Annotated in this window: 25 protein-coding genes and 1 tRNA gene; 11 read left to right on the top strand and 15 right to left on the bottom strand. The window is 61.0% G+C overall.

Features of this window, described 5'->3' with window-relative positions:
* The first annotated feature begins 14 nt into the window (after window positions 1–14).
* Together AC4CWF_RS00310 and murA are read left to right on the top strand one after the other, a co-directional pair.
* A complete protein-coding gene (locus AC4CWF_RS00310) occupies window positions 15–221 on the top strand; it encodes a DUF1737 domain-containing protein (RefSeq protein ID WP_491283165.1) in 207 nt (68 codons plus the stop codon).
* 138 nt (window positions 222–359) lie between these two features.
* Window positions 360–1,670 carry a UDP-N-acetylglucosamine 1-carboxyvinyltransferase gene (gene murA / locus AC4CWF_RS00305; protein ID WP_491283164.1) on the top strand — a complete coding sequence of 437 codons (1,311 nt, stop codon included), beginning with the start codon at window positions 360–362 and terminating at the stop codon, window positions 1,668–1,670.
* A 13-nt stretch (window positions 1,671–1,683) separates the two neighbouring features.
* Here the strand turns inward: murA and AC4CWF_RS00300 are convergent, their stop codons facing one another.
* Window positions 1,684–2,127 carry a metallopeptidase family protein gene (locus AC4CWF_RS00300; protein ID WP_491283163.1) on the bottom strand — a complete coding sequence of 148 codons (444 nt, stop codon included), beginning with the start codon at window positions 2,125–2,127 and terminating at the stop codon, window positions 1,684–1,686.
* Between the two features lie 209 nt (window positions 2,128–2,336).
* Between AC4CWF_RS00300 and AC4CWF_RS00295 the strand changes: the two genes are divergently transcribed.
* From AC4CWF_RS00295 to bfr, 5 genes are all read left to right on the top strand, one after another.
* Window positions 2,337–3,311 (top strand): hypothetical protein, encoded by a 975-nt coding sequence (locus AC4CWF_RS00295; protein WP_491283162.1) that lies wholly within the window; start codon window positions 2,337–2,339, stop codon window positions 3,309–3,311.
* 40 nt (window positions 3,312–3,351) lie between these two features.
* A complete protein-coding gene (locus tag AC4CWF_RS00290; RefSeq protein ID WP_491285507.1) occupies window positions 3,352–4,785 on the top strand; it encodes a Y-family DNA polymerase in 1,434 nt (477 codons plus the stop codon).
* Window positions 4,782–8,159 (top strand): error-prone DNA polymerase, encoded by a 3,378-nt coding sequence (locus tag AC4CWF_RS00285; protein ID WP_491283161.1) that lies wholly within the window; start codon window positions 4,782–4,784, stop codon window positions 8,157–8,159. The genes AC4CWF_RS00290 and AC4CWF_RS00285 overlap by 4 nt, the downstream gene beginning before the upstream one ends.
* 171 nt (window positions 8,160–8,330) lie before the next feature.
* A complete protein-coding gene (locus AC4CWF_RS00280; RefSeq protein ID WP_245366906.1) occupies window positions 8,331–8,648 on the top strand; it encodes a (2Fe-2S)-binding protein in 318 nt (105 codons plus the stop codon).
* Window positions 8,614–9,099, top strand: coding sequence for a bacterioferritin (bfr, locus tag AC4CWF_RS00275; RefSeq protein WP_491283160.1), 486 nt, complete (start codon window positions 8,614–8,616; stop codon window positions 9,097–9,099). The genes AC4CWF_RS00280 and bfr overlap by 35 nt, the downstream gene beginning before the upstream one ends.
* A 77-nt stretch (window positions 9,100–9,176) precedes the next feature.
* On the opposite strand, the gene AC4CWF_RS00270 is transcribed toward bfr, so the two are convergent.
* The 14 genes from AC4CWF_RS00270 to rplU form a co-directional block, all read right to left on the bottom strand.
* Window positions 9,177–9,704, bottom strand: a complete 528-nt coding sequence (locus AC4CWF_RS00270) for an RNA pyrophosphohydrolase (RefSeq protein WP_491283159.1) — start codon at window positions 9,702–9,704, stop codon at window positions 9,177–9,179.
* A gap of 7 nt (window positions 9,705–9,711) precedes the next feature.
* Complete coding sequence (locus AC4CWF_RS00265) at window positions 9,712–10,926, bottom strand: divergent polysaccharide deacetylase family protein (RefSeq protein WP_491283158.1); 1,215 nt, start codon at window positions 10,924–10,926, stop codon at window positions 9,712–9,714.
* Between the two features lie 80 nt (window positions 10,927–11,006).
* Entirely contained in the window at window positions 11,007–12,335 is a 1,329-nt protein-coding gene (locus AC4CWF_RS00260) for a S41 family peptidase (protein ID WP_491283157.1), read from the bottom strand.
* A complete protein-coding gene (locus AC4CWF_RS00255) occupies window positions 12,325–13,719 on the bottom strand; it encodes a murein hydrolase activator EnvC family protein (protein ID WP_491283156.1) in 1,395 nt (464 codons plus the stop codon). Before AC4CWF_RS00255 ends, AC4CWF_RS00260 begins: the two co-directional genes overlap by 11 nt.
* A 169-nt stretch (window positions 13,720–13,888) precedes the next feature.
* The gene (gene rlmH, locus AC4CWF_RS00250; RefSeq protein WP_491283155.1) at window positions 13,889–14,371 is read right to left on the bottom strand and encodes a 23S rRNA (pseudouridine(1915)-N(3))-methyltransferase RlmH; all 483 of its coding nucleotides are present in this window, start codon (window positions 14,369–14,371) and stop codon (window positions 13,889–13,891) included.
* A gap of 231 nt (window positions 14,372–14,602) precedes the next feature.
* Window positions 14,603–15,043 (bottom strand): ribosome silencing factor, encoded by a 441-nt coding sequence (rsfS, locus tag AC4CWF_RS00245; protein ID WP_491285505.1) that lies wholly within the window; start codon window positions 15,041–15,043, stop codon window positions 14,603–14,605.
* Window positions 15,044–15,100: 57 nt separating this feature from the next.
* Window positions 15,101–15,808 (bottom strand): nicotinate-nucleotide adenylyltransferase, encoded by a 708-nt coding sequence (locus AC4CWF_RS00240; protein WP_491283154.1) that lies wholly within the window; start codon window positions 15,806–15,808, stop codon window positions 15,101–15,103.
* Window positions 15,783–17,063: a glutamate-5-semialdehyde dehydrogenase gene (locus AC4CWF_RS00235; RefSeq protein ID WP_491283153.1), complete on the bottom strand. Its 1,281-nt coding sequence runs from the start codon at window positions 17,061–17,063 to the stop codon at window positions 15,783–15,785. Before AC4CWF_RS00235 ends, AC4CWF_RS00240 begins: the two co-directional genes overlap by 26 nt.
* Window positions 17,056–18,234 carry a glutamate 5-kinase gene (gene proB, locus AC4CWF_RS00230; RefSeq protein WP_491283152.1) on the bottom strand — a complete coding sequence of 393 codons (1,179 nt, stop codon included), beginning with the start codon at window positions 18,232–18,234 and terminating at the stop codon, window positions 17,056–17,058. Before proB ends, AC4CWF_RS00235 begins: the two co-directional genes overlap by 8 nt.
* Before the next feature lies 1 nt (window position 18,235).
* A complete protein-coding gene (gene obgE / locus AC4CWF_RS00225; protein ID WP_491283151.1) occupies window positions 18,236–19,282 on the bottom strand; it encodes a GTPase ObgE in 1,047 nt (348 codons plus the stop codon).
* A 198-nt stretch (window positions 19,283–19,480) separates the two neighbouring features.
* Window positions 19,481–20,059 (bottom strand): GNAT family N-acetyltransferase, encoded by a 579-nt coding sequence (locus tag AC4CWF_RS00220; protein ID WP_491283150.1) that lies wholly within the window; start codon window positions 20,057–20,059, stop codon window positions 19,481–19,483.
* A complete protein-coding gene (locus AC4CWF_RS00215; protein WP_491283149.1) occupies window positions 20,056–20,691 on the bottom strand; it encodes a GNAT family N-acetyltransferase in 636 nt (211 codons plus the stop codon). The genes AC4CWF_RS00220 and AC4CWF_RS00215 overlap by 4 nt, the downstream gene beginning before the upstream one ends.
* 137 nt (window positions 20,692–20,828) lie before the next feature.
* On the bottom strand, window positions 20,829–21,098 hold the full coding sequence (rpmA, locus tag AC4CWF_RS00210; protein ID WP_491283148.1) for a 50S ribosomal protein L27: 270 nt from the start codon (window positions 21,096–21,098) through the stop codon (window positions 20,829–20,831).
* A 41-nt stretch (window positions 21,099–21,139) separates the two neighbouring features.
* On the bottom strand, window positions 21,140–21,451 hold the full coding sequence (gene rplU, locus AC4CWF_RS00205; RefSeq protein ID WP_491283147.1) for a 50S ribosomal protein L21: 312 nt from the start codon (window positions 21,449–21,451) through the stop codon (window positions 21,140–21,142).
* Between the two features lie 325 nt (window positions 21,452–21,776).
* On the opposite strand from rplU, the gene AC4CWF_RS00200 reads away from it, so the two are divergent.
* From AC4CWF_RS00200 to AC4CWF_RS00185, 4 genes are all read left to right on the top strand, one after another.
* Window positions 21,777–21,866, top strand: a tRNA-Ser gene (locus AC4CWF_RS00200).
* A 336-nt stretch (window positions 21,867–22,202) separates the two neighbouring features.
* Window positions 22,203–22,412 (top strand): helix-turn-helix domain-containing protein, encoded by a 210-nt coding sequence (locus AC4CWF_RS00195; RefSeq protein ID WP_491283146.1) that lies wholly within the window; start codon window positions 22,203–22,205, stop codon window positions 22,410–22,412.
* Complete coding sequence (locus AC4CWF_RS00190; protein WP_491283145.1) at window positions 22,409–23,407, top strand: hypothetical protein; 999 nt, start codon at window positions 22,409–22,411, stop codon at window positions 23,405–23,407. The genes AC4CWF_RS00195 and AC4CWF_RS00190 overlap by 4 nt, the downstream gene beginning before the upstream one ends.
* Complete coding sequence (locus tag AC4CWF_RS00185; protein ID WP_491283144.1) at window positions 23,404–23,646, top strand: hypothetical protein; 243 nt, start codon at window positions 23,404–23,406, stop codon at window positions 23,644–23,646. The genes AC4CWF_RS00190 and AC4CWF_RS00185 overlap by 4 nt, the downstream gene beginning before the upstream one ends.
* The last annotated feature ends 28 nt before the right edge of the window (window positions 23,647–23,674 follow it).

Below are 23,674 nucleotides of genomic sequence, written 5' to 3'. Positions count from 1 at the left end.
AGAAAGACTGACCCATGAAAGTTTACCGCTTCCTCACCGGCCCCGACGATTCCTCTTTCTGCCACCGGGTGACGGATGCCCTCAACAAGGGCTGGGACCTGCACGGCTCCCCAAGCCACACGTTCAACGTGGCGGAAAACAAGCTCTATTGCGGGCAGGCGGTGGTGAAAACCGTCGAAGGCAAGGACTATCATCCCGACATGAAGCTCGGCGAGCAATAAGCCTCGACAGGCCTGCCGGACGCCATTCCCCGCATGGGCAGGGCTGCGCCTTGAACGATGACGATGCCTTACAACGGCCGGGAAATCCGTGCCTTTGGGGGCATCGATTCGCACCCCAGACACACGGATGAGACGAAAATGGCAGAACCAAGAGCGGCTGAACGCGTAGAATATATCGTCGAAGGCGGCCATCGCCTTTCCGGCGCTATTGAGCCCTCGGGAAACAAGAATGCGGCGCTGCCGATCATTGCCGCCGCGCTGCTGACCGACCAACCCGTCGTGCTTACCAACGTGCCGCGCATCCGCGACGTGGAGGCTCTGGTGCAACTGCTTTCATCTCTCGGCGCCGAAACCGCCTGGACGGACCACAATACCTTGCGCATCCATGCGCGCGACGTGCGCCCGGCAACGCTGGATCCGGATCTCTGCTCGCGTATTCGCGCCTCCATTCTGCTCGCCGGACCGGTTCTTGCCCGCTGCGGAGAAATCACCCTACCGCCGCCCGGCGGCGATGTGATCGGCCGGCGGCGTCTCGACAGCCATTTTCTGGCCTTGCGCCAGCTCGGCGCGCAGATCTCGCTCGAGGGCGATTATGTGTTTCGCGCGACAAAACTCGTCGGGGCGGATGTGTTCCTCGATGAGCCCTCGGTGACTGCGACGGAAAACGCGCTTTGTGCCGCCGTAGCGGCGTCCGGCACCACGATCCTGCGTAATTGCGCCTCCGAGCCGCATGTTCAGGATCTCGCCCATTTCCTCGTGGCCATGGGTGCCCGCATCGAAGGCATCGGCACCAATTGCATGACGATCCACGGCGGTGCGCCGCTTTCGGGGACAAGCCACCGGATCGGGCCTGATCATATCGAAGTCGGCTCGCTGATCGGGCTTGCGGCGGTGACCGATTCGGATCTCAGAATCACCAATGCCGGTGTGCAGCATCTGCGCTCCACCCTCATGGGCTTTGAGCGGCTGGGCATCCATTGCCGGATCGAGGGCGACGATCTGATCGTGCCATCGGGCCAGGCGAAACGGATCGAACCGGATTTCGGCGGCCATGTGCCCAAGATCGAGGATCAGCCCTGGCCGGCCTTCCCGGCCGATACGATGTCGATTGCCATCGTCACCGCCACGCAATGCGAGGGCATGGTGCTGATGTTTGAAAAAATGTTCGAATCCCGGATGTTCTTTGTCGACAAGCTGATCTCGATGGGCGCCCGCATCGTGCTGTGCGATCCGCACAGGGCCGTGGTTTCCGGACCGAGCCCGCTGAAAGCCGCACGGCTGGAAAGCCCCGACATTCGCGCCGGCATGGCCATGCTGATCGCTGCCATGGGTGCTGAGGGCACATCGATCATCAACAATGCCCAGCAGATCGAACGCGGTTATGAACGCATCGACGAGCGGCTGAACGCCTTGGGCGCGCGCATAAGGCGCATTCCCGCGCGCACCTGACGAGGGAAGGCGGCTAACCTGTTCGGTCAGCCGCGTCCTCGACGCTTTCCTCGATCCGCTCCATGTCGTCATCGCTAAGGCCGAAATGGTGGCCGATTTCGTGGATCAGCACATGGGTGATGATATCGCCCAGCGTTTCCTCGTTTTCCGCCCAATAGTCGATGATCGGCCGGCGGTAGAGGCGGATTCGGTTCGGCAATTCGCCGGTTTCCATGCTGAAACGCTCGGAAATGCCACGACCTTCGAAAAGCCCCAGAAGATCGAAGGGCGTCTCAAGCGCCATATCCTCGAAAATCTCGTCGTCGGGAAAGTCCTCGATCTCGATGGTGAGGTTTCCGGTCAGCGCACGGAACTCTTCCGGCAGGTTTCCATAGGCCTCGATTGCCAGCGATTCGAACGTGCTGATGGTGGGGGCGTGGCGATCACGCCAATCATCGGTCTGGTCGACACGGGCCATAACTGCTCCTTTTTCAACGAGCATATAAGGTTTCTGGAAAAATATTTCGAGTGCGGATTCAAGCAAGAGGTGGGGAGGGTGAACGAATCTCATGGGGGCCGCTGTTGACTCTTCGGAGCAGCTCTGGAATCCATAAGAACATAACATGAACAATTGAGGCGAAGAGGATCCTGGAGATCCGCGCCTCGACAAGAAGTGGAGCTGACGTCATGGCGCGATCCGCCCTGGCGCAGGAGACTGTTTTTGCCCTGCGCGAAACGATAGCCCGGCTGGAGGGCAAGCCTATCCCGGCCCTTGCCGCTGCACAGGCGCAAGCGGTGGCAGAAGGGCAGGAGAGGGCACAAGGCCGGCCGGTCCGGCTTAAAACCGGCATTGCTGCGCTGGACGAGGCGCTGGACGGCGGGTTGCCCCTCGATGCGATCACCGAGATCCGCAGCCGCGGTTTTTTCGATGCAGGGTCTGCCAGCGGTTTTACCGTTGGGCTTTCGGTGCTCATCAAGGCACGCGCACCGAAGGCGGAAAATCTGCCTATCCTCTGGATTTCAGACCGCATGGCGACCCAGGAGGCGGGGGCGCCTTATCTCATCGGCATGCGCGGTTTCGGCCTTGGCACGGAGCCGTTTTTTCAAGCTCTGCCGAACCGGCTCGACGAGGCGCTGTGGCTTGCGGAAGCAGCCCTTGCAAGCGGCGCCTTTGGCGTGACCATTCTGGAAACCCGCGGCAATCCCAAAGCCTTCGGGCTGACGGAAAGCCGGCGGCTGGCGTTGCGGGCAAAGGCGGCGGGGCGGCCGCTTCTGCTTTTGCGCCATGCCGCAGAAGAAGAGGCCTCGAGCGCTGCCTTCCGGTTTCTGACCCAGCCGGCATTTGCCTCACACCGACGCCTTCCCGATGGATCGATGCTTGGCGGCAGCATCGGCCCCTCAGTTTTCCGTCTCACATTGGAAAAGAGCCGCAACCCGGCTCCGCTCTGTCTCTCCCTGGAGTGGAATCCCCATGACCGCCAATTCAATTGCGTCGACACGCCAAGACATGCTGTTCCTGAAAGGCAGCCGGCAGCGCATTCTGGCGCTCTATTTCCCAAAACTTTCGACAGACCGGATCTTGCGCCGGCGCCGGGGTCTATCCTGGCGTTTGACAGGCCGGCACGCGGGCGGGCCGATGGATCCTTCGAGCGCGCGTCCTGAGGATGCGCCTCTCGTCTGCGCCGGCCGGCGCGACAATGCCATGCGTCTCACCGCCCTTGACGAACAGGCGCAGGCGATAGGCCTGAAACCCGGCCAGGGGCTTGCGGAGGCGCGCGCCATCTGTCCGCATCTCGTCGTCATCGACGAAGACGAAGCAGCGGACCGACGTTTTCTCGAAGCGCTGGCCGACTGGTGCGACCGTTATACCCCGCTGGTGGCGCTGGAGGGTTCTCACGGCCTGTTCCTCGATGTCACCGGTTCCGCCCATCTTTTTGGCGGTGAAGCAGCGCTTCTTGCGGAAATCCTGAGCCGGATGACGGCGCTCGGCATGGCGGTGCAAGGGGCTATATCCTCGGCGCCCGGACTTTCATCGGCCGTCGCCCGTTTCGGGGAAAGCCGGGTGATCGAGGACAGCGACATCGAGGCCGTGCTTGCCCCGCTTCCGATCGCAGCGCTGCGCGTTGGCGCCGATGTGGTGCAGGCGCTGGCAAAGGTGGGGCTGAAACAGGTGGGTGACCTTCTGGAAGCGCCGCGCGCGCCGCTGGCCCGCCGCTTCGGCGCCCATCTTCTGCTGCGGCTCGATCAGGCGACCGGTCTGGACGAGGAGGCGATTTCGCCGCGCTTGCCGGTGGCGAGCCTGTCGGTCGAGCGGCGGCTGGCCGAGCCGATCCAGTCGGAGGAGGATATTCTGACCCTTGCTGCGCAGGTGGCAGAGGCCCTGAAACCGAGCCTTGAGGCCCGCGCTGCCGGTGGCCGGATGTTCGAGCTGGTGCTGTTTCGCGTTGACGGCAAGGTGTTTCGCTTGAGCGCCGGCGCCTCGCGCCCCTTGCGCGACGGTGCGCGCATTGCCCGGCTGTTTGCCGAGCGGCTGACGGGCGTGCATGACGATCTCGATGCCGGCTTCGGTTTCGAGATCCTGCGGATCAACGTGTTGCGCCACGAGCCCTTTGACCATGCGCAGGGCGATTTCGACGGCGACGACCGCAAGCAGCAGTCGCTGGCTGATTTCATCGATCAGGTCTCGGCCCGGCTTGGGCCGGAATGTCTAAAAACCTACCAGATGCGCGAAAGCCATATTCCCGAGCGGGCGGCGGTCGCCGTCGATGCCATTCAACACGCCCTGGGCAAACCGCAGCGCCTGCCGGAGGCGGCACCGCTCGACCATGGACACTTCCTGCAAAAGGAGCGGCCGTTGCGGTTGTTCCCGCATCCCGAACCGCTGGAAGCCTTTGCCGTCGAAGTGCCGGACGGGCCGCCGATCCGCTTTCGCTGGCGCAGGCTCACCCATCAGGTGCGCCGGGCGGAAGGGCCGGAGCGGCTGGCGGCGGAATGGTGGGTGGACGGCGAAAATGCCCCGACGCGCGATTATTTTAGGCTGGAATCCGAAAGTGGCCAGCGCTTCTGGGTCTATCGGCAGGGGCTTTACGATCAGGTCGCCAATCCGCGCTGGTTCATGCACGGCATTTTCGCATGAAGCCGGCGCCTGCCTTTTGCGAACTGGGGGCACGCACCAATTTTTCCTTCCTGGAGGGCGCCTCGCATCCGGAGGAAATGGTGCAGCAGGCCGTTTTCCTCAAACGCCAAAGCCTTCTCTCAGGCCTTGGCATTGCCGACCGTAACACGGTAGCGGGTGTGGTGAAGGCGCATGCACAATTGCGGGTGCTGAAGACTGAGACTGATCTCAAGGTCCAGCCCGGCGCGCGGCTGGTGTTTTGCGATGACACGCCTGACATGCTTGCCTATCCCAAAAACCGCAAGGGCTGGGGCCATCTCTGCCGGCTGCTGAGTGCCGGCAATCTGCGCGCCGAAAAAGGCGATTGCCGGCTTTTCCTCGATGACCTTCTCACCTGGGGCGACGAGATGATGCTGGCCGTCCTGCCCGGCCATCCGCTGCTTGCCGATAAAGACGCCGGGACGAATTTTTCCGCTTTGCTTTCCCGTCTGCGGGAGCGGTTCGGCAAGGCGATCCATCTGGCGCTTTCAGCCCATTATGACGGTCAGGATGTTTTTGCCTTTGCGGGTTTTTCCGCTTGGGCACAGCAGGCGCACGTCCCCCTGATCGCCACCAACCAGCCGCTTTACCATAGCCCCGACCGCCGGCCGCTTGCAGACGTCGTCACCGCCATTCGCGAGCATGTGACGGTGGCGGAGGCCGGTTTCCGTTTTGCCGCCAATGCCGAACGCTATCTGAAGACGGCGCCGCAGATGGCTTCCATCTTTCGCCGTTACCCGCAGGCGCTCGACAACAGCCTTGCCTTTTTTGACGCGCTCCATTTTTCGCTCGACGAATTGCAGCACAATTATCCGGAAGAGCGGGTAGAGGGCGAAACGCCATCACAAACGCTGGAACGGCTGGCCCATGAAGGAGCCCGCCGGCGATATGGCGGTGACGTTCCGGAAAAAGTCAGCGCGCAGATCCGCGCCGAACTCGACCTGATTTCAGAGAAAAAATACGCGCCGTATTTTCTGACCGTGCGCAACATCATGGAATTTGCCCGCAGTGAGAACATTCTTTGCCAAGGGCGGGGATCGGCGGCCAATTCCACCGTCTGTTATTGCCTCGGGATCACCGATGTCGATCCGATGAAATCGTCGTTGCTGTTTGCCCGGTTCCTCTCCACGGAACGGGACGAGCCGCCTGACATCGACGTGGATTTCGAGCATGAGCGGCGCGAGGAGGTGATCCAGCACATCTATCGCACCTATGGGCGCGAGCATGCCGGCCTTGCCGCTGCCGTCACCAGTTATCGCACGCGCTCGTCCGGCCGCGAGGTCGCCAAGGCTTTCGGGCTCTCGGAAGACGTGCAATCGGCGCTGTCGAGCACGATCTGGGGCTGGTCGACCGATGGGCTATCGGAGCGAGAGGCGAAAAATGCAGGCCTTGATCCGGATGATGCGCTGACGAAACGCGTGCTCGATTATGCCCGCCAGCTGATGAATTTTCCCCGCCACCTCACCCAGCATGTCGGTGGTTTCGTGATGACCCGCGACCGGCTGGACGAGGTGGTGCCGATCATGCCGACCGCCATGCCCGGCCGCTTCATGATCGAGTGGAACAAGGACGATTTGGATACGCTCGGCATTCTCAAAGTGGATGTGCTGGCGCTTGGCATGCTCACCTGCCTTGCCAAGGCGTTTCGCCTGTTGGAAGACCATTATGGGCACCGAAAAACGCTGGCTGGCATCCTGAAAGACGAGAAGCCGCAGGTCTATGACATGATCTGCCGCGCCGATACGGTGGGTGTTTTCCAGATCGAAAGCCGGGCGCAGATGAGCATGCTGCCCCGCCTTCGACCGCGAAAATTCTACGATCTGGTGATCGAGGTGGCGATCGTGCGGCCGGGGCCGATCCAGGGCGACATGGTTCACCCCTATCTCAAGCGCCGCGAGGACGAGCGGGCAGGGCGGAAAATCGAGTATCCGAGCGCCGAATTGCGCCTCGTGCTGGAACGAACGCTCGGCGTCCCGCTGTTTCAGGAACAGGCCATGCAGATTGCCATCACGGCGGCGGAATTTTCGCCAAGCGAGGCCGACAGGCTGCGCCGTGCCATGGCCACTTTCAAGCGCACCGGCACCATTCACACCTTTCGCGACAAGATGGTGAGTAACATGGTGCGCCGCGGCTATGACAAGGATTTTGCCGATCGCTGTTTCAGCCAGATCGAAGGGTTTGGCGAATACGGTTTTCCCGAAAGCCATGCGGCCTCCTTTGCGCTCCTCGTTTATGCCTCCTGCTGGTTCAAGGCGTTTTATCCGGACGTGTTTTTGGCCGCGATCCTCAACGCGCAGCCGATGGGCTTTTATGCCCCGGCCCAGCTGGTGCGCGATGCGCGCGAGCACGGGGTGCGGGTTCTGCCGGTGGATGTCAATTTTTCCGATTGGGACCAGAGCCTGGAAGACGGCGAGGGATTTGATCGACACGCCATCGCCGAACAGCATAGGAGCATGGAAAACGTGATCCTCTCCAGAAAACCGGTGCGGCTTGGCTTCCGGCTGATCAAGGGCCTGTCGGAAAAGGAGATCCGGGAAAAGCTGCTGGCGTTTCGGGGCGGGGGTTACCGCTCGATCCGCGATCTCTGGCAACGTTCAGGCCTTGCCCGCAGCGTGATCGAGCGGCTGGCGGAGGCGGATGCTTTTCGCTCCATGGGGATCGATCGGCGCCGGGCGCTCTGGGAAGTGAAGGCGCTGGATGTGGGCAAGGCCGGCGAGAGCCTGCCGCTGTTCGACCGCACCGGCCACGACGACCTGCAGCAGGAGCCGAACATGACCCTGCCGGACATGCCCCAGGGCGAACAGGTGATCGAGGATTACCGCAGCCTGATGCTCTCGCTGAAGGCGCATCCGGTCTCATTTCTGCGCGAGACGTTTGCCGCCCGCCATATTCTGGAAACGGAAAAGCTGCGCACCGCGCCAAAAAACCGGCGGGTGGAGATTGCCGGCCTTGTCTTGATCCGCCAGCGTCCCGGCACGGCCAAGGTCATCTTCATGACGCTGGAGGATGAGACGGGGGTGGCCAATGCCATCATCCGGCCAAAAATCTTTGCCGCCTTTCGCGCCGTGGTGATGGCCGCAAGGCTGGTGCGCATCCGCGGTCTGCTGCAGCGGGAAAACGGTGTCATCCATGTCATCGCCGACCATATCGAGGACATGACCCCGATGCTTGGCCTGCTGCAGGCTGAAACGCGGCGTTTTGGCGTGTGCGAGCGTTCCGACGAGGTATTGCGGGCGACGCGCGATCCGCGGGAAGTCCGCACACCTTCCCTCCAGCCTTCAGCCCCAAGACCGGCACCCTCAGGCGTCACAGATGAGAATGCCCGCGTGCTGCCGCGAGGCCGAAATTTCCACTGAAGCGCCACCGCGATCGATCACAAGCGCCCCACGACACGGAAATGTGACACACCCAAACCCCGCCAAATCCGCCCGAACACGGGCTTTTGGCTCTTCGCCATCGAATTTTTCTTGACATCGATCATCCGCTTTATCAAGAAAGAGGATATCGAGTGTCATGTTTGATGGCTAATGAGCATGCTGGTCTGTAGTTGCAATTACATCACCGATCATGAAATCAGGGACGTGATCAACGGCCTCCTGGATGAGGACTGTTGGCAGCTGATCGTGCCCTCGAAGGTTTACCATGCCATGAGCAAGCGCGGCCGTTGCTGCGGCTGCTTCCCGAATGTCGTCGATCTCATTATCCGCACGACCGAAGAATATCATGCCTGCCGCCACTCGACGGAGGCAGAGGTTGTCGATTATATGTCACGCCTGAAGAAGTTCCACGAGGACAACAGGAGAGCGGACATTGAAAGGCGACACAAGAGTCATCGAGCGGCTTAACGAGGCCCTTTTTCTCGAACTCGGCGCGGTCAACCAGTACTGGCTTCACTACCGGTTGCTGGAAGACTGGGGTTACACCAAGCTTGCCAAGAAGGAACGGGCCGAATCGATCGAGGAAATGCAGCACGCCGACAAGCTCGTTGCGCGCATCATTTTCCTGGAAGGCCATCCAAACCTTCAGACACTCGCTCCCTTGCGCATCGGCCAGACCGTTCGCGAAGTGCTGGAAGCGGATCTGGCTGGCGAATATGACGCCCGCACGGCCTACAAGGCGTCGCGTGACATCTGTCATGAAGCCGGCGATTACGTCACCATGAAGCTGTTCGAACAGCTGCTGATCGACGAGGAAGGCCATATCGACTTCCTCGAGACCCAGCTGGAACTGCTCGGTAAGCTTGGTGAAGAACGTTACGGCCTGCTGAACGCCGAATCGGCCGACAGCGCCGAATAAGCATTTTCAAAACATGGAGAAAGCCGGCTCGCGTTATCCGCAAGCCGGCTTTTTTATTGGCTGACGCTCGAAACAGATCAGGCTTTTGTGCCGGCAAGATGCGAAAAAGCGGCAACCACCTGCTCATAAGCCGGGCGTTTGAATGAGACAATCAAATCCGGCAGTTCCGCCATCGGCTTCCAGTCCCAGGCGTCGAATTCCTGATGCTGGCCGCTCGGTGGGTTTTCGATGTTGATCTCGCTTTCATCGCCCTCGAAGCGGAAGGCAAACCAGCGCTGGCGCTGGCCGCGATATTTGCCCTTGAGGCCGATGCCGATCAGGTGGGCGGGAAGATCGTAGTGGATCCACTCCGGCGCCTCCGCCAGCAGCGACACCGTCTTCATACCGGTTTCCTCGAACAGTTCGCGGTAGGCGGCATCACGCGGATCCTCACCCTTGTCGATACCGCCCTGCGGCATCTGCCAGAGCTGTGGTGATCCATCCGATTCGCTGTTGCCTTCCGACAGCCGGCGACCGACCCAGACAAGCCCATCGCGGTTCAGCACCATGACGCCGACACAAGGCCGGTATGGCAGGTCGCCTGCGGGTTTCGTGTTCTTGCTCATCCTTGCCTCACTGGTTTGCGGGTTCGGACAAAAGTGCCGACACCCCAACGATTTCAATGCCTCGGCTTTCAGCCTGCTTCACCCATTCGCCAACCGCCCCCACCGTCTCGTCAAACGCCGAGCCAATACCGATGGCCGATCCCCGCCGCTGCGCGATCCGCTCGAGTGTATCCAGCTTTTCCAGAATTGCCTGCCGGGACAGGGTTGCGTCCAGCGTCAGATCGGCAAAACCCTGCGGCTGGGAGAGGGCTTTGGCGAGATCGCCGCTTTTCGACTGAGCCGACGTGCCATCGTCGAGAAACAGCAGGCCACGGGCGGAAAGATCGGCCATGATCGGCTGAAGCGCGTCACGGTCCGCCAGAAAACGACCGCCAAGAAAGTTGACGACGCCGGTATAATTGGTCATGCGGCCCATGGCCTCGTGCAGCCGCTTCAGGTTCTGCGTTTGCGAAACATTGGTTGCAAGCGTCAGAGGACCCGGATCATTCGCCGGGTAATCAAACGGTTCCATCGGTATCTGCAGCAGAATTTCGTGGCCGTTGCGGCGGGCCTCCTGCATCCAGCGCTGCAGGCTGTTGCCGCTGGCGGCAAAGGCGAAGGTGATGGTGCCCGGAAGCTGGCGGATCGCCTGCTGTGTGCCGGTCTGGCTCAGCCCAAGGCCCGCAATCACGATGGCGATGCGGGTGCCACGCGCGCCGGACCAGGGTCTTGCATAGTGATCCATCGGCCGAAGACCGTCTGGCCCCTTGACCGGCAACCGGCCAAGCGCCGTCTCCTCCAGCAGATCGTCATTGGGCATGGCGGCAAGGCGTGGATCCTGGCCGACCTGACGCGCATCGATGAGGAGCGGTCCTGTTCCATCGCGCGGACGGGGTGAAAATGTGGTGACGACAGAGCCGTCATCCATTTGCGAGCGCTTGATATCGGCACCGGCCTGCCCACCGCTGCGCAACAGCGCGGAGAGCGGCGGCGCGGTTACGGTATCCGGCACTGGCGATGGCCCCGTCACTGGCACCGGCACGGAGGCGGCGGGCGGCACGGCAAGGGTCAGTGTCGCAGGCGCTTCATCGGGAAGACCGGAGGCGCGCATGAGATAAAAGGAAACGCCAAGCAGCCCGGCGGCGGCTATGGCGACCAGAAGCCGCTCAAGCGAAAGGCCCCGCCGCGGCCGGGCCTTTTTCTGTCTGTCTTGTCCAAGCGGAGCGCGAAGATCTGTCCCCAATAGCTGCGTCCACCGTCGTCTGAAGGTCAGGCAAACAAAAACCCGCTCCGCCTGTTGCGGAGCGGGTTTTTAGATGATGTTCAGGGCTTTACGGCGGCTGCGGCCTTGTCCGGCTGCGGCGGGAAGGACGGGTCGGTCTTCACACCACGCAGAAGGTCAAGCGCGTAGTTGAGCTGGATATCATCCTTGGCTTCCGGCGGCACATAGGCCGTGGAGCCGGAGCCTTCTTCCGTCTCGCTCTGGCCCTGGATATGGCCCTTCAGGCTCGATTCGCCCTCAGCGCGCACCTTGCCCTGCAATTCCGGCGGCAGCGGCTGCTCGACCTTGATATCCGGCTGGATGCCCGTGCCCTGGATCGACTTGCCCGACGGCGTGTAATAGAGCGCCGTTGTGAGGCGAAGTGCGCCGGCATCGCCCATCGGGATGATCGTCTGGACCGAGCCCTTGCCGAAGGACCGCGTGCCGACAACCGTGGCGCGCTTCAGATCCTGCAGAGCACCGGCAACGATTTCCGAAGCCGAAGCGGAGCCACCGTTGACGAGCACGATCACCGGCTTGCCATCTGTGAGATCGCCGGGGCCGGCGTTGAAACGGCGGGTTTCTTCCGGGTTGCGACCGCGGGTGGAGACCACTTCGCCGCGCTCCAGGAAGGCATCCGAGACATTGATCGCCTGGTCTAGGAGACCGCCTGGATTGAGGCGCAGGTCGAGAACATAACCCTTCAGCTTGTCAGCGGGCACATCCGCCTTGATCTTCTTGATCGCCTTTTCGAGGTCGTCATAGGTCTTTTCGGTGAACGAGATCACGCGCAGATAACCGACATCGCCTTCGACGCGCGACTTGACGGCGCGAACGGCAATGATGTCGCGCATGACCGTCAGTTCGATCGGCTTGTCGGCACCCTTGCGCAGGATCGTCAGCTTGATCGGTGTCTTCACGGCACCGCGCATCTTTTCAACCGCATCTTCCAGCTTCAGGCCGCGCACCGGCGTGCCGTCGATTTCGGAGATGAAGTCGCCGGCCAAAACGCCAGCGCGGGCTGCCGGCGTATCGTCGATCGGCGTGATGACCTTGACCAGTTCGTCTTCCATCGTCACTTCGATGCCGAGACCGCCGAACTCACCCTTGGTCTGGGTGCGCATGTCGGCCGCATCCTTGGAATTCATGTAGCTGGAATGCGGGTCGAGCGAGGAGAGCATGCCGTTGATGGCATTTTCCACGAGCTTTTCATCGTCGGGCGGCGTCACATATTGCGCGCGCACGCGCTCGAACACGTCACCGAAGATGGACAGCTCACGATAGGTCGACGAGCCCGCAGCCTGGGCAGGCACACCGGCGGAATAGACGACACTCATGGCTGTGGCGCCGAGCAGCGCCCCCACGATGACAAGAGAAGCCCTACGAATCATTGCGTGCCCTTCCAGTTTCCTTTGCGGACCACCACGGCTTCGAATCGACCGGAGTGCCGTCCTTTCGAAATTCAATGTAAAGCGTCGGGCGATCTGTTTCCAGCGCCAACGCCGTTGCGCTCGCCACTCTTTTCTCACCCATGGCAGCCAAAGGTTCGCCGGCAAAGACGAATTTCCCCTGGCGCACATTCACCCGATCCATCCCCGTCATGACGAGGTGGTAGCCATCGCCCACGTTGAGAATGATCATCTGCCCATAGCTTCGAAACGCACCGGCAAACACTACCAGCCCATCGGCCGGCGCCGTCACCACGGCACCCGCGCTTGCCGCCAGCGTGATGCCCTTGGCCGGGTGGCCTGTACCATCAGGGTCGCCGTAGCTGCGCAGCAGGTCTCCCTCGACAGGCAGCGCCAGTTTTTGCTTGAGGCTTGAAAATGCATATGCGGGCGCAATACGGTTTTTGTCGGGCACACCGCTTTCGGCCAGTTCCTGGGCCTTCTGGCGCTCGGCAGCGGTCAACTGGTTGCGCCGCTCCTCTTCCTCGCGGGCCCGCTGCATGGCCTCACGCACAGAGGAAATTTCGCCTTCCAGCGAGCCGATCAAGCCTTCAAGGCTGGTGGCGCGGCTGGCCAGTTGTTCGGAACGCTGGCGCTCTGCGGAAAGTTCGGCGGCGCTCTGCCGGCTCTGCTTGTCGTTTTCCGCCAGAAGCAGCGACATCCGCCGATCCTCCTCAAGGCTTGCGGTCATCGCCTGCGAGGCCTTTTCCCGTTCCGCCAGCACATCCTTTTCAAGATCGGCGAGCGATTTGAGGTCAGCCATCAGGCGGTCGGCTTCCGCGCGCATACCCGGCACCACGGCTCCGAGAAGAATGGCGCTGCGCACCGAGCCAAGTGCATCTTCCGGCGTAACAAGAAGCGCCGGTGGCGGGTTGCGCCCCATGCGCTGGAGGGCAGCCAGAACTTCTGCCAGCACACCACGCCTCTCGTGCAGGGAAGCGCGGATACCGTCTTCCTTCACCTTCAGCCCCGCGAGCTTTTCCTCGCTCGCATGAAGATCGGCCTCGAAATGCTTGCGCCGGGCCGCCGATTCAATGAGAGCCTGACGAATATTGGTGCTGCTCTTGTCGAGCGCTGCGATGGCGGCGGAAATTTCCTTCGTCTTATCCGTCGAGAGGCTCAGCGTCTTCGACAGCGTCTCGAATTCGGCGCGCGTTTCATCGCGCTTGGCTTCCAGAAGATCGACGGCGTTCTTGTTCTCGCCACCCGCTTCACCAGCCGGCGCGGGAGAGGTTTCGCTGGCTGCGGGCTGCTCCTGCGCACGCGTCACCGGCACCGCAAGCATTGCCAGCAGCAAAATTGCCGCCAGCGGCCGTACAGCCCGCATGCTTCCGTTGCGCGTTCGCATCGTCACCCGTCAATAACCCCTCGGGTCGCCCGCCATCAGGCCCCGCATCAACCATCACCGCAATCCTAAAAGCCTAAGCTAATTTGCCGGCGAGCACCAGAAACAACATCGTGTATCGGCGCAAACGCATCATCCCTGAAATCGCCGCTTAGACGCGGTGATAGGGATGCCCGGACAGGATCGTCACGGCGCGGTAAAGCTGTTCGGCAATCAGGATGCGCACCAGCTGATGCGGCCATGTCATGGATCCGAGGTTGACGATGGCATCGGCACGCTCGTAAAGCGCCGGATCAAGACCGTCGGCGCCGCCGATGGCCAGCATCATCTCGCGCTTGCCCTGGTCCCGGTAACGGCCGAGAAGATCGGCAAAGCCGGGGCTGTCGAGCGCCTTGCCGCGTTCGTCGAGCAGGATTAGGATGGCGCCATCGCCAAGGCTTTTTTCGAGAAGCTGCGCCTCTTCGCGCTTGCGGGTCTCGGCAGAGGAAGCCCGGCTTTCATTGACCTCGACCACGCGGGAAAGCTCCAGGCTGACCGCCGGTCCTGCCTTGGCAAACCGATCGAGATAACGCGAGGCCAATTCTTTTTCCGGGCCGGTTTTCAACCGCCCCACCGCAAAAAGACCAATACGCATGTATCACCGCCTGAATTCCTGAAAGCCCCAAAAGCACGCTGGATGCCATAAGACATTCCCGGCTGAATGTATTCAGCCGTTCCGGCAGCCCTTGCACGGCAGCATCGGCACCGGCCGATCATGCCACCGACATCCTAAACCCGAAATCGCCAGCGATTCGGGATCAGGACGTATCATACTTGTCTTAAGGAGCACCCGCTTCACGCCCTTTCGGGCGCAAGAACAGGCGTCCTAGTGCCGCGTTTCGTCGTCGTCGGGTGCGGCCCACATCCTTTCCAGGTTGTAGAACTCCCGGATTTCCGGACGGAACACGTGGATGATGATGTCACCGGTGTCGATCAGCACCCAGTCTCCGGTCTCCAGCCCTTCGACACGAGCGCCACCAAAGCCCTCGTCCTTCAGGTCGGATAAAAGATGCTCGGAGATTGCCGAAACATGCCGGGTCGATCGCCCGGAAACTACAACCATGTAGTCGCCCAGCGCAGACTTTCCCGCAATGTTGATGGTGACAATGTCTTCCGCTTTGGAGTCCTCGAGGCTTGCGAGGACCAGTTCAAGAGCACGGGCAGCGGCATCGACGCCACGTTCCAGTCTCTTCGGGAGGACGCTATGCGCCTTCCCCTTGGCGTGTACTGTTGTCAGGGTTGTTCCTTTCTTCCAAGAACAGAACAGGCACTTGCCCCGAATCCCTTGTGAAGGACCCGGTCAAATGAAGGTGGCACCGAATGGTTAATCTTTCAAGAGACGTGGTGGGGCAACAGTTAAGGGATTGCCGGCCTCTTTCGCCGTCTTGCCTCTGTTGCGCAGCACAGTCGAACTCAACGAGGAACGCGGACCGTGGATGAAGGTCCAGGCCGGCGCCATTCGATAGGGCAGGGAGCGTGCGGCATTTTCATCGATGCGCGCAAAGGACAGGGCCCGCGCCGCCGGTGACGACAGGAACGACAGCGTTGCACCCGGCCGATCGATCACCGCGATCGGAACGGTTGCGGCAATGTCGCGCCATTTCTGCCAGCGGTGAAAGGTTTTCAGGCTGTCGGCACCCATGATCCAGACGAAGCGGACCTTGCTGTTTTTCTGAACCACATGCGCCAGCGTGCGGGCCGTATAACTGGTGTTCAGCCGTTCCTCGAAGGCCGTGACCTTGATGCGCGGATCACGCGCCAGCTCTTCGCTGAGCGCGATGCGCTCGGCGAGCGGCAGAAGTTCCGCCCGGCTTTTCAGCGGGTTGCCGGGCGTCACCATCCACCAGACCTGATCGAGGCCTAACCGTTTCAGCGCAATTTCCGCCACCAGCAGATGGCCCGGATGTGGCGGATTAAACGAGCCGCCGAACAGGCCAACGGTCATGCCGGCTTCGGCGCGCGGCAGGACGAGATAACGATCGTGAGCCCGCCCTGCCGTCACGCTGTCAGGGCCGCGTCTGGCCGGTGCCATGCACGCGGTATTTGAACGAGGTCAACTGCTCGACGCCGACGGGGCCGCGCGCATGCATTTTTCCCGTGGAAATGCCGATCTCGCCGCCCATGCCGAACTCGCCGCCATCGGCAAACTGCGTCGAGGCATTGTGCAAAAGGATGGCCGAATCGATCTCGTTGAAAAAGCGGGACACCACGGTCGGATCCTCGGCAATCACCGCTTCCGTGTGATTGGAAGAGTAGGTGGCGATATGGCCGATGGCGCCATCGATGCCATCCACCAGCGCAACCGAAATGATCGCTTCCAGATATTCCGTGCGCCAGTCCTCTTCGATTGCCGGAACAAGGCCGGGCGCCAGCGCCAGGACATCCGCCGCGGCACGGATCTCGCAACCGGCAGCCGACAGCGCGGCAAGAATGGGCTTCAGATGCGTAGCCGCTGCCGCCCGGTCGATGAGCAGCGTTTCGGCTGCCCCGCAAATGCCGGTGCGCCGCATTTTCGCATTGACGACGATGCCGACCGCCATGTCGAGATCGGCAGAGGCATCAACATAAATATGGCAAAGCCCTTCCAGATGGGCAAAGACCGGCACGCGGGCTTCCGCCTGCACCCGCGCCACCAGGCTTTTTCCGCCGCGCGGCACGATGACATCGATGGCGCCGTGAAGGCCGGACAGCATGGCGCCAACGGCCGCGCGATCCGCTACCGGCACGATCTGGATGGCATCTTCCGGCAGGCCGGCCTCTGTAAGTCCCTTGGCAAGGCAGTGATGGATCGCCTGCGATGAATGGTGCGAGTCAGACCCGCCGCGCAGGATCACGGCATTGCCGGCCTTCAGGCAGAGCGCACCGGCATCGGCCGTCACGTTCGGGCGGCTCTCGTAAATCACCCCGATGACGCCGAGCGGCGTGCGCACGCGTTCGATCTTCAGCCCGTTCGGACGCTCCCAGGCGGCAATCACATCGCCAACCGGATCGGCAAGCGCTGCGATGGCGCGCAATCCCTCGGCCATCTCCTCGACGCGCTTATCGTTCAGCGTCAGCCGATCGATGAAAGACGGCTGCAGGCCCTTATCAGCGACGGCTGCCAGATCCTTGGCGTTGGCGGCGAGGATTTCGTCGCGTGCGGCAACAATCGCATCGGCTGCCGATGTCAGCGCCCGGTTCTTGGCTTCGGCAGATGCCGTCGCAAGCATGCGGCCGGCAGCCTTTGCCTTGTCACCCATGTCCTGCATCAGGCGATCGATGTCTGATGTAACAACCTTGTCAAGCATGGGCGGCATCCTCTGAAACCCTGTCCGCAGTCATTCTCGAAACCACTGTCCCCGTCATCACGAGATCATCGCGGTGGACCATGGCGGCGCGACCGGCATAACCGAGGATCGCCTCGATCTCTGCGGACTTGCGCCCGGTAATCTGGCGCGCCTCTTCCGCATCATAGCCAGCCAGTCCACGGGCGATCTCGCGCCCTTCCGTGCCGATAATGGCAACCGTATCCCCCCGGCTGAACTGGCCGGACACGGCGCGAACGCCGGCCGGCAGCAGGCTCTTGCCGCGCGCCAGCGCCTGTTCTGCACCGGCATCCACCACAAGATCTCCCGCCGGCTGCAATTGCCCGGCAATCCAGGTCTTGCGGGCCGTGACCGGCGTGCCTGATGGTGCAAACCACGAGGAGCGGGCACCGCTATCGATTGCCTTCAAGGGATGATCCGTCTTGCCGGACGCGATGATCATGCCGCAGCCGGCACCGGTTGCGATCTTGCCCGCATCGATCTTGGTGCGCATGCCGCCACGCGACAGTTCTGATGCTGCCCCACCGGCCATCGCCTCGATCTCTGGGGTAATCGCTGCAATGGTGCCCAGATGCCGGGCCTCTGGATCAAGATGCGGCGGCGCCGTATAAAGCCCGTCGATGTCAGACAGCAGCACAAGCAGATCGGCCCCGGTCATGGTGGCAACACGGGCGGCAAGCCTGTCATTGTCGCCATAGCGGATTTCCGATGTGGCGACCGTATCGTTCTCGTTGATGATCGGTACGGCACCGAGCTTCAGCAGCTGGCTGATGGTCGCGCGCGCATTGAGATAACGGCGGCGTTCTTCGGTATCGCCGAGCGTCAGCAGGATCTGGCCGGCAACGATCTCGTCGCGCGACAGGCTTTCCGACCAGGCGCGCGCCAGCGCGATCTGGCCAACGGCTGCCGCCGCCTGGCTTTCCTCCAGCTTCAGCGCACCGGACGGCAGGCCAAGCACGGTGCGGCCTAGTGCAATGGCGCCGGAGGAAACGACGAGAACGTCGATGTTCTGCGCCCGCAAGGCTGCGATATCGGCGCAGACGGAAGAAAGCCAGGCGCTTTTCAGACCCGTCTTGCGATCGACGAGCAGGGCAGAGCCGATCTTGATGACGATCCGGCGATGACCGGCAAGGGGCTTGCGCGACAGGCTCATCTCAATCCTCGTTTTCTACGTCTTCGCCAAGACTGCGGTCAGGAAGCGCCGTCTCGCCCTTGGAGGATACGATGACATCACGCAGAGCCCGCTGCACTTCCAGCATGCCCTTGTTGATGGCGGCCGAAATCAGCATCGGTGGTCGCCCACAGGCCTTTTCCAGCTCCTTGGCTTTCTTCTTCAGTTCCTTTTCGTCGAGCACGTCGATCTGCGACAGCGCAACGATTTCCGGCTTGTCGGTGAGACCGCCACCATAAGCTTCCAGCTCGTACTTCACGGTTTTGTAGGCCTTGCCGACATTTTCCTCCTGGGCAGACACCAGATGCAGCAGCACGCGCGTGCGCTCCACATGGCCGAGGAAACGGTCACCGATGCCGACACCCTCGTGGGCGCCCTCGATCAGGCCCGGGATATCGGCGAGCACGAATTCGCGCCCGTCAATGGTGGCAACGCCCAGATTGGGATGCAGCGTGGTGAAGGGATAATTAGCGATCTTCGGCCGGGCACGGGTGACCGTTGCCAGGAAGGTGGATTTTCCGGCATTCGGCAGACCGACGAGACCGGCATCGGCAATCAGCTTCAGCCGCAGCCAGATTGTCTTTTCCTCGCCTTCGAGGCCGGGATTGGCCCAGTCGGGCGCCTGGTTGGTGGAGGACTTGAAATGCGCATTGCCGAAACCGCCATTGCCGCCGGCCGCTAGGCGGAAGGTCTGGCCTTCCTTGGTGAGGTCAGTGATCAGCGTCTCGTTGTCTTCTTCGAAAATCTGCGTTCCCACAGGCACTTTCAGCGTGACGCCGGAGCCATTGGCTCCGGTGCGGTTGCGCCCCATGCCGTGGACGCCGGTCGCGGCCTTGAAATGCTGCTGGAAACGGAAATCGATGAGTGTGTTGAGGCCGTTGACTGCCTCCACCCACACGTCACCGCCGCGCCCGCCATCGCCGCCATCCGGGCCGCCGAACTCGATGAATTTTTCGCGGCGAAACGACACCGCACCTGCGCCACCGTCGCCGGATCGGATGTAGACTTTTGCCTCGTCGAGAAATTTCATGGGTTCTGCCGTCAGTTCTGGGGTTGATCGAGGCGGTAGCGCACCGTTTGTCGGACTTTTCGTTATCGCCGCTCGTCGTGAAGGTCAAAGATTATCGACATTTTCATGCCCCGCCGACCGCAACAGGCCCGCAGACCCGTCGTTTGGCGGTAGAAGAGGGCAGGCCGGTTTGCATCCGGCCTGCCCCAGCATTACGTCTTACGCCCGCGGATTCTTCAAAGCGCCGGGCTTCAGTCGGGTTTCGATATGCGGCGCCATCCGGTTGCGCGCCATTGAAAACACCTCGTTCGTGCCGACAATGTCAAAGCCGAGCTTCGCCTGGATGCGCAGCGAGGCAGCATTATCGGCAAAGGCACCGGAATAGATCGTCACATCCGGCATGCGGCGCGTAAAACGCTCAAGCGCGGCAAAGGCTGCCTCGCTCATCACGCCCTGGCCCCAGTAGAATCGGTTTAGCCAATAGCCGAGGTGCCACAGTCCATGACGCAATTCGATGCCGACGCAGCCGATGTGGACGCCATCGCCCTCCGTCACGGCCATTTGCCAATCCGGAAGCGCGCCGGATTTTTGCCGGTTCAGCCAGTCGCGCGCATCGTCGCGGCTGTAGGGCAGCGGCACACGCGACAGCATCCGCGTCACCTGCCAGTCGTTGAGCGACTGGGAGATGGCATCGGCATCGTCCATACGATGGGGGCGCAGAACCAGATGATCGGTCTCGATGATCGGGCAGGGCCCAGGTCTTGCCATGACCGGTTGGGTGAGAACGGCAGCACTCATCGCATTTCCCCCCAGCTCTTCAGCGACATCCAGGTCTTGCGATCAAGCCTGAACCACTCGACCGGCACCATGCCGCCCAGCGCCAGCGACCCGACCATGCCGGACCCCTGAAACTGGAAGCCGCACTTCTGGATAACCCGGCGCGAGGCAATGTTGGTGACCCGGCACCGGGCATCGATCTGGTCGATATCGCGAGTGCGAAAGGCCATGTCGATCAGCGCGTGCGCTGCTTCCGTGGCAAAACCCTCATTCCAGAACGGTTCGCCCAGCCAATAGCCGATTTCGAGCGTCAGGGGATCATCAAGATGCGGCTCCAGCGCGCAACAACCGAGAAAGGCGCCGTTGTCTCCTCGCGTAATGGCATAAACGCACTTGCCAATCTCGCCCGCTTTCGTGCGTCGCACGAAATCGGCGGCGTCCGTTGCCGTGTAGGGATGCGGCATACGCGACACCATGGAGGCGATGTTCACATTGTTGGCGAGATGGGCAAGGGCGTTGATGTCTTCTTCGTGGGGTGCGCGCAGGACAAGTCTCTGCGACAACAAGACAGGGCAATCGCTCCGTAACCGTTGCGGTCTCAACCGCTCTTGCGGCAGCCGCTGCTGGCTGCTCCTTAATAATTCGTCCTGCATGGTTCAGTCCTCCTGACGGGGGTTAAAGAAAAAAGGAGAGGTGGGTGGCGCCCCATCTCCCCTTTTTTCAGACTGAACCTTTTGCGGGCATCAGCCGGGTCGATGTGACGCCGGCTGACTTAACGCGCTCCGGCTTGTTATTCCGCGGCTTCCGCTTTCGGCATTACGGACACGTATACGCGGCCGTTAGCCTTCGTACGGTAGTCCACATTACCGGCGGTGAGTGCAAAAATGGTATGGTCCTTGCCGAGGCCAACATTGGCGCCCGGATGCCACTGCGTGCCACGCTGGCGCAGAATGATGTTGCCGGCGATGACGTTTTCGCCGCCGAACTTCTTCACGCCAAGACGCTTGGATTGGGAATCGCGACCGTTGCGCGAGGAGCCGCCAGCTTTTTTATGTGCCATGGGATTTCTCCTTTAAACCTTCGAAAACCTGTTGAAACCGATCAGCCGACGATGTCGGTGATGCGAACGACCGTGTGATGCTGGCGATGGCCACGAATTCGCTTGGAATTCTGACGACGACGCTTCTTGAAGGAAAGAACCTTCTTGCCACGGTTATGTTCGACGACTTCGGCCTTCACGGTAGCGCCAGCCACAAAGGGCGCGCCAAACTTGGCATCAGCGCCAACGCCGATGACCAGGATTTCGTTGAATTCGACCACGTCGCCGGCTGCCACGTCGAGCTTCTCGATGGTGAGAACGTCGTTGGCCGCTACACGGTACTGCTTACCGCCGGTCTTGATGACTGCGAACATTTTTTATCCTTTCATGTTCGATCCGGCTCTTCCTGCCTTATCAGGGCAAGCGGCCGTCTTTTTATCAGTCCACATTTGAGCAGGATGTCGAAAGAGAACTCTCTCGAACCGGTCTGCCGGTGAAACAGGCTTTGAAAAAGCCTGGCATTCCCTGCCGGTCTGGCCTCCAAGAAACGGAGTACCCCATACCGGAACGCGTGGGGGATACTTGAGGCCTGGAAAAGTGTCAAGGAGAAAGACGTGGCAAGGCACGATTTCACCCTTGCCAGCCTTGTCTTTCATCGCTATGAGACAGCCCGCGCCTTAAAGCGCCGACCAGCAAAGCGGAGAGGTGGCTGAGTGGTCGAAAGCACCGCACTCGAAATGCGGCATACGGGCAACCGTATCGTGGGTTCGAATCCCACCCTCTCCGCCATTCTCCATTGAATTCATTATACAATTCCTGTCTGAGGCAGACTTGCCCCAACGTCTACCCTAACGCGTGCTCGCTGTGGGGAAGCACTCTGCGTGCATGAAACAATTCAGCACCATAATAAAAAACTTCTCGCCCGGGCGGTCGGCGTAGGCCCGTAAATGAGGCCGGTAGATTTTCATTAGATATCATTGATATGCAACATGCTTTGCCACCATTTGTATGTCACCCGTATGTCACCCGTATGTCACTATCGCAATAAAATCAGTAAGATAGACATATTTACAAATAAGATTGATAGACCTTAGATGCTCCAGAACTTCAACTGGAGATACACACATGGACACCGCCCCTGCAGCATTTTCGGTGAACGCGGCTGCAAAATATCTAAGCATCTCGCGCGCCAATATCTACCGCCTCATCAAGGCCGGTGACATCAGGTCGGCGAAGGTCGGCGGCCGGACCCTCATCCGCCGCGTCGATGCTGACGCCCTGCTCGAGCGCTCTGTGGGGCCTAAGAGCAGCGCGAAGCGGGATATTTTCGGATGATAGAGGCACCTTCAAAAAAGAGAGTGGAGTTCGTTCGGTTGACGTCTCCTGACGAGCGCTCGCTGCTCGCGTTCAAATGCTGGCTGCGGGAGACCTGCCAACTCATCCAAACAAGCCGTCGCACCTATGCCCCTCCTTCGAAAGAGAAGACAGGAAGCTTAGCCGCAGTCGCCAGGCACTCAGTTGGGGCCTCCGACCTATCGATCATCCGTTACATGCGCGTGAAGAACGAGCGCGAGCGCCAGTTTCACATGCTTCGCGCGCAAGCGTACTTCGAAGAGAACGTGCCTGATGCACTGGGTCTGGCCAGCCGCGCTGCGTTGATCGAGACGATTGCCGAGCTGTCTAATGCCAACGAGACCCTCCTGCAAATGCTCCACACAACCTTCGACGCTGACAGGTCCAAGCGACAGAAGCGCAGCGGGAACGATGACGATTGGCGTCCCAGCCGCAAGACCGTCGCGGAAACTGTGATGGGCACTTTCATTGACCATTCGCTAGACCCTTCAGCTTTGGCCGTCACCGCACACCACCTGAGTGAGGGGTTACCGGAGCGCGACGGCAAGCGAGAGCATGGCGTCAGAAGCGATCACGTAAACGATGCGATCTATCGGTTCGCGTGCGATAACTCGGGCCAGATACTTAGCACTTTGGCCAGACTGGGCCGCGAGGAACTAATCGCAAATCAGCTTTGGGCGAAGGTGCAGGGAGCGTGCAAACCGCGCCCCGTCACTTCCGCGCTTGTAGAGCAGCTATTCGATGACGGTAAGCTTTTCGAATGGGCCGCAGATCTCGAAGAGACAGTCGGCAACCCCACGGATGCACAGATCAATGCCACGTATGCCGTGGTAGTGGAAATGTGGATCCGAAGGCTCAAGGTAGAGCAAAAGAAACTGGCGGGCGAAGTAAACCCGAAAAACGCTCGAAAAACCCGCCTAGTTTCCCGAACTGCCGCGTCCGATGCTTCAGGTCCAACTAGGAGACCTGAAGCATGAAGATCGCAGATGCGTCCGAATATCCAGACTTGATGACTGTCGCCGAGGCGGCGGCCTTTGCCGACCGATCGAGGTCATGGGTTCGCCGTTACCGGACATTCGGACCGCTGGTGCCTGACGTGCTGGACGGACAGCAAGCAGTCACAACGAGAAGCCTGATCGCGCTCATGGCCAGCTACGGAGAGCGACGACCGGAGGAAAAACGCGGCCACCTTCGGCTCGTCGTCGACAACACCTGAATTGAAAGACCGGCCGCCACGGGAATGG

It is taken from the genome of Neorhizobium sp. PAMB6630 (assembly GCF_058242775.1).
The sequence above is the reverse complement of the archived record's forward strand: the minus strand, read 5'-3'. Positions and strand labels throughout refer to the sequence as shown.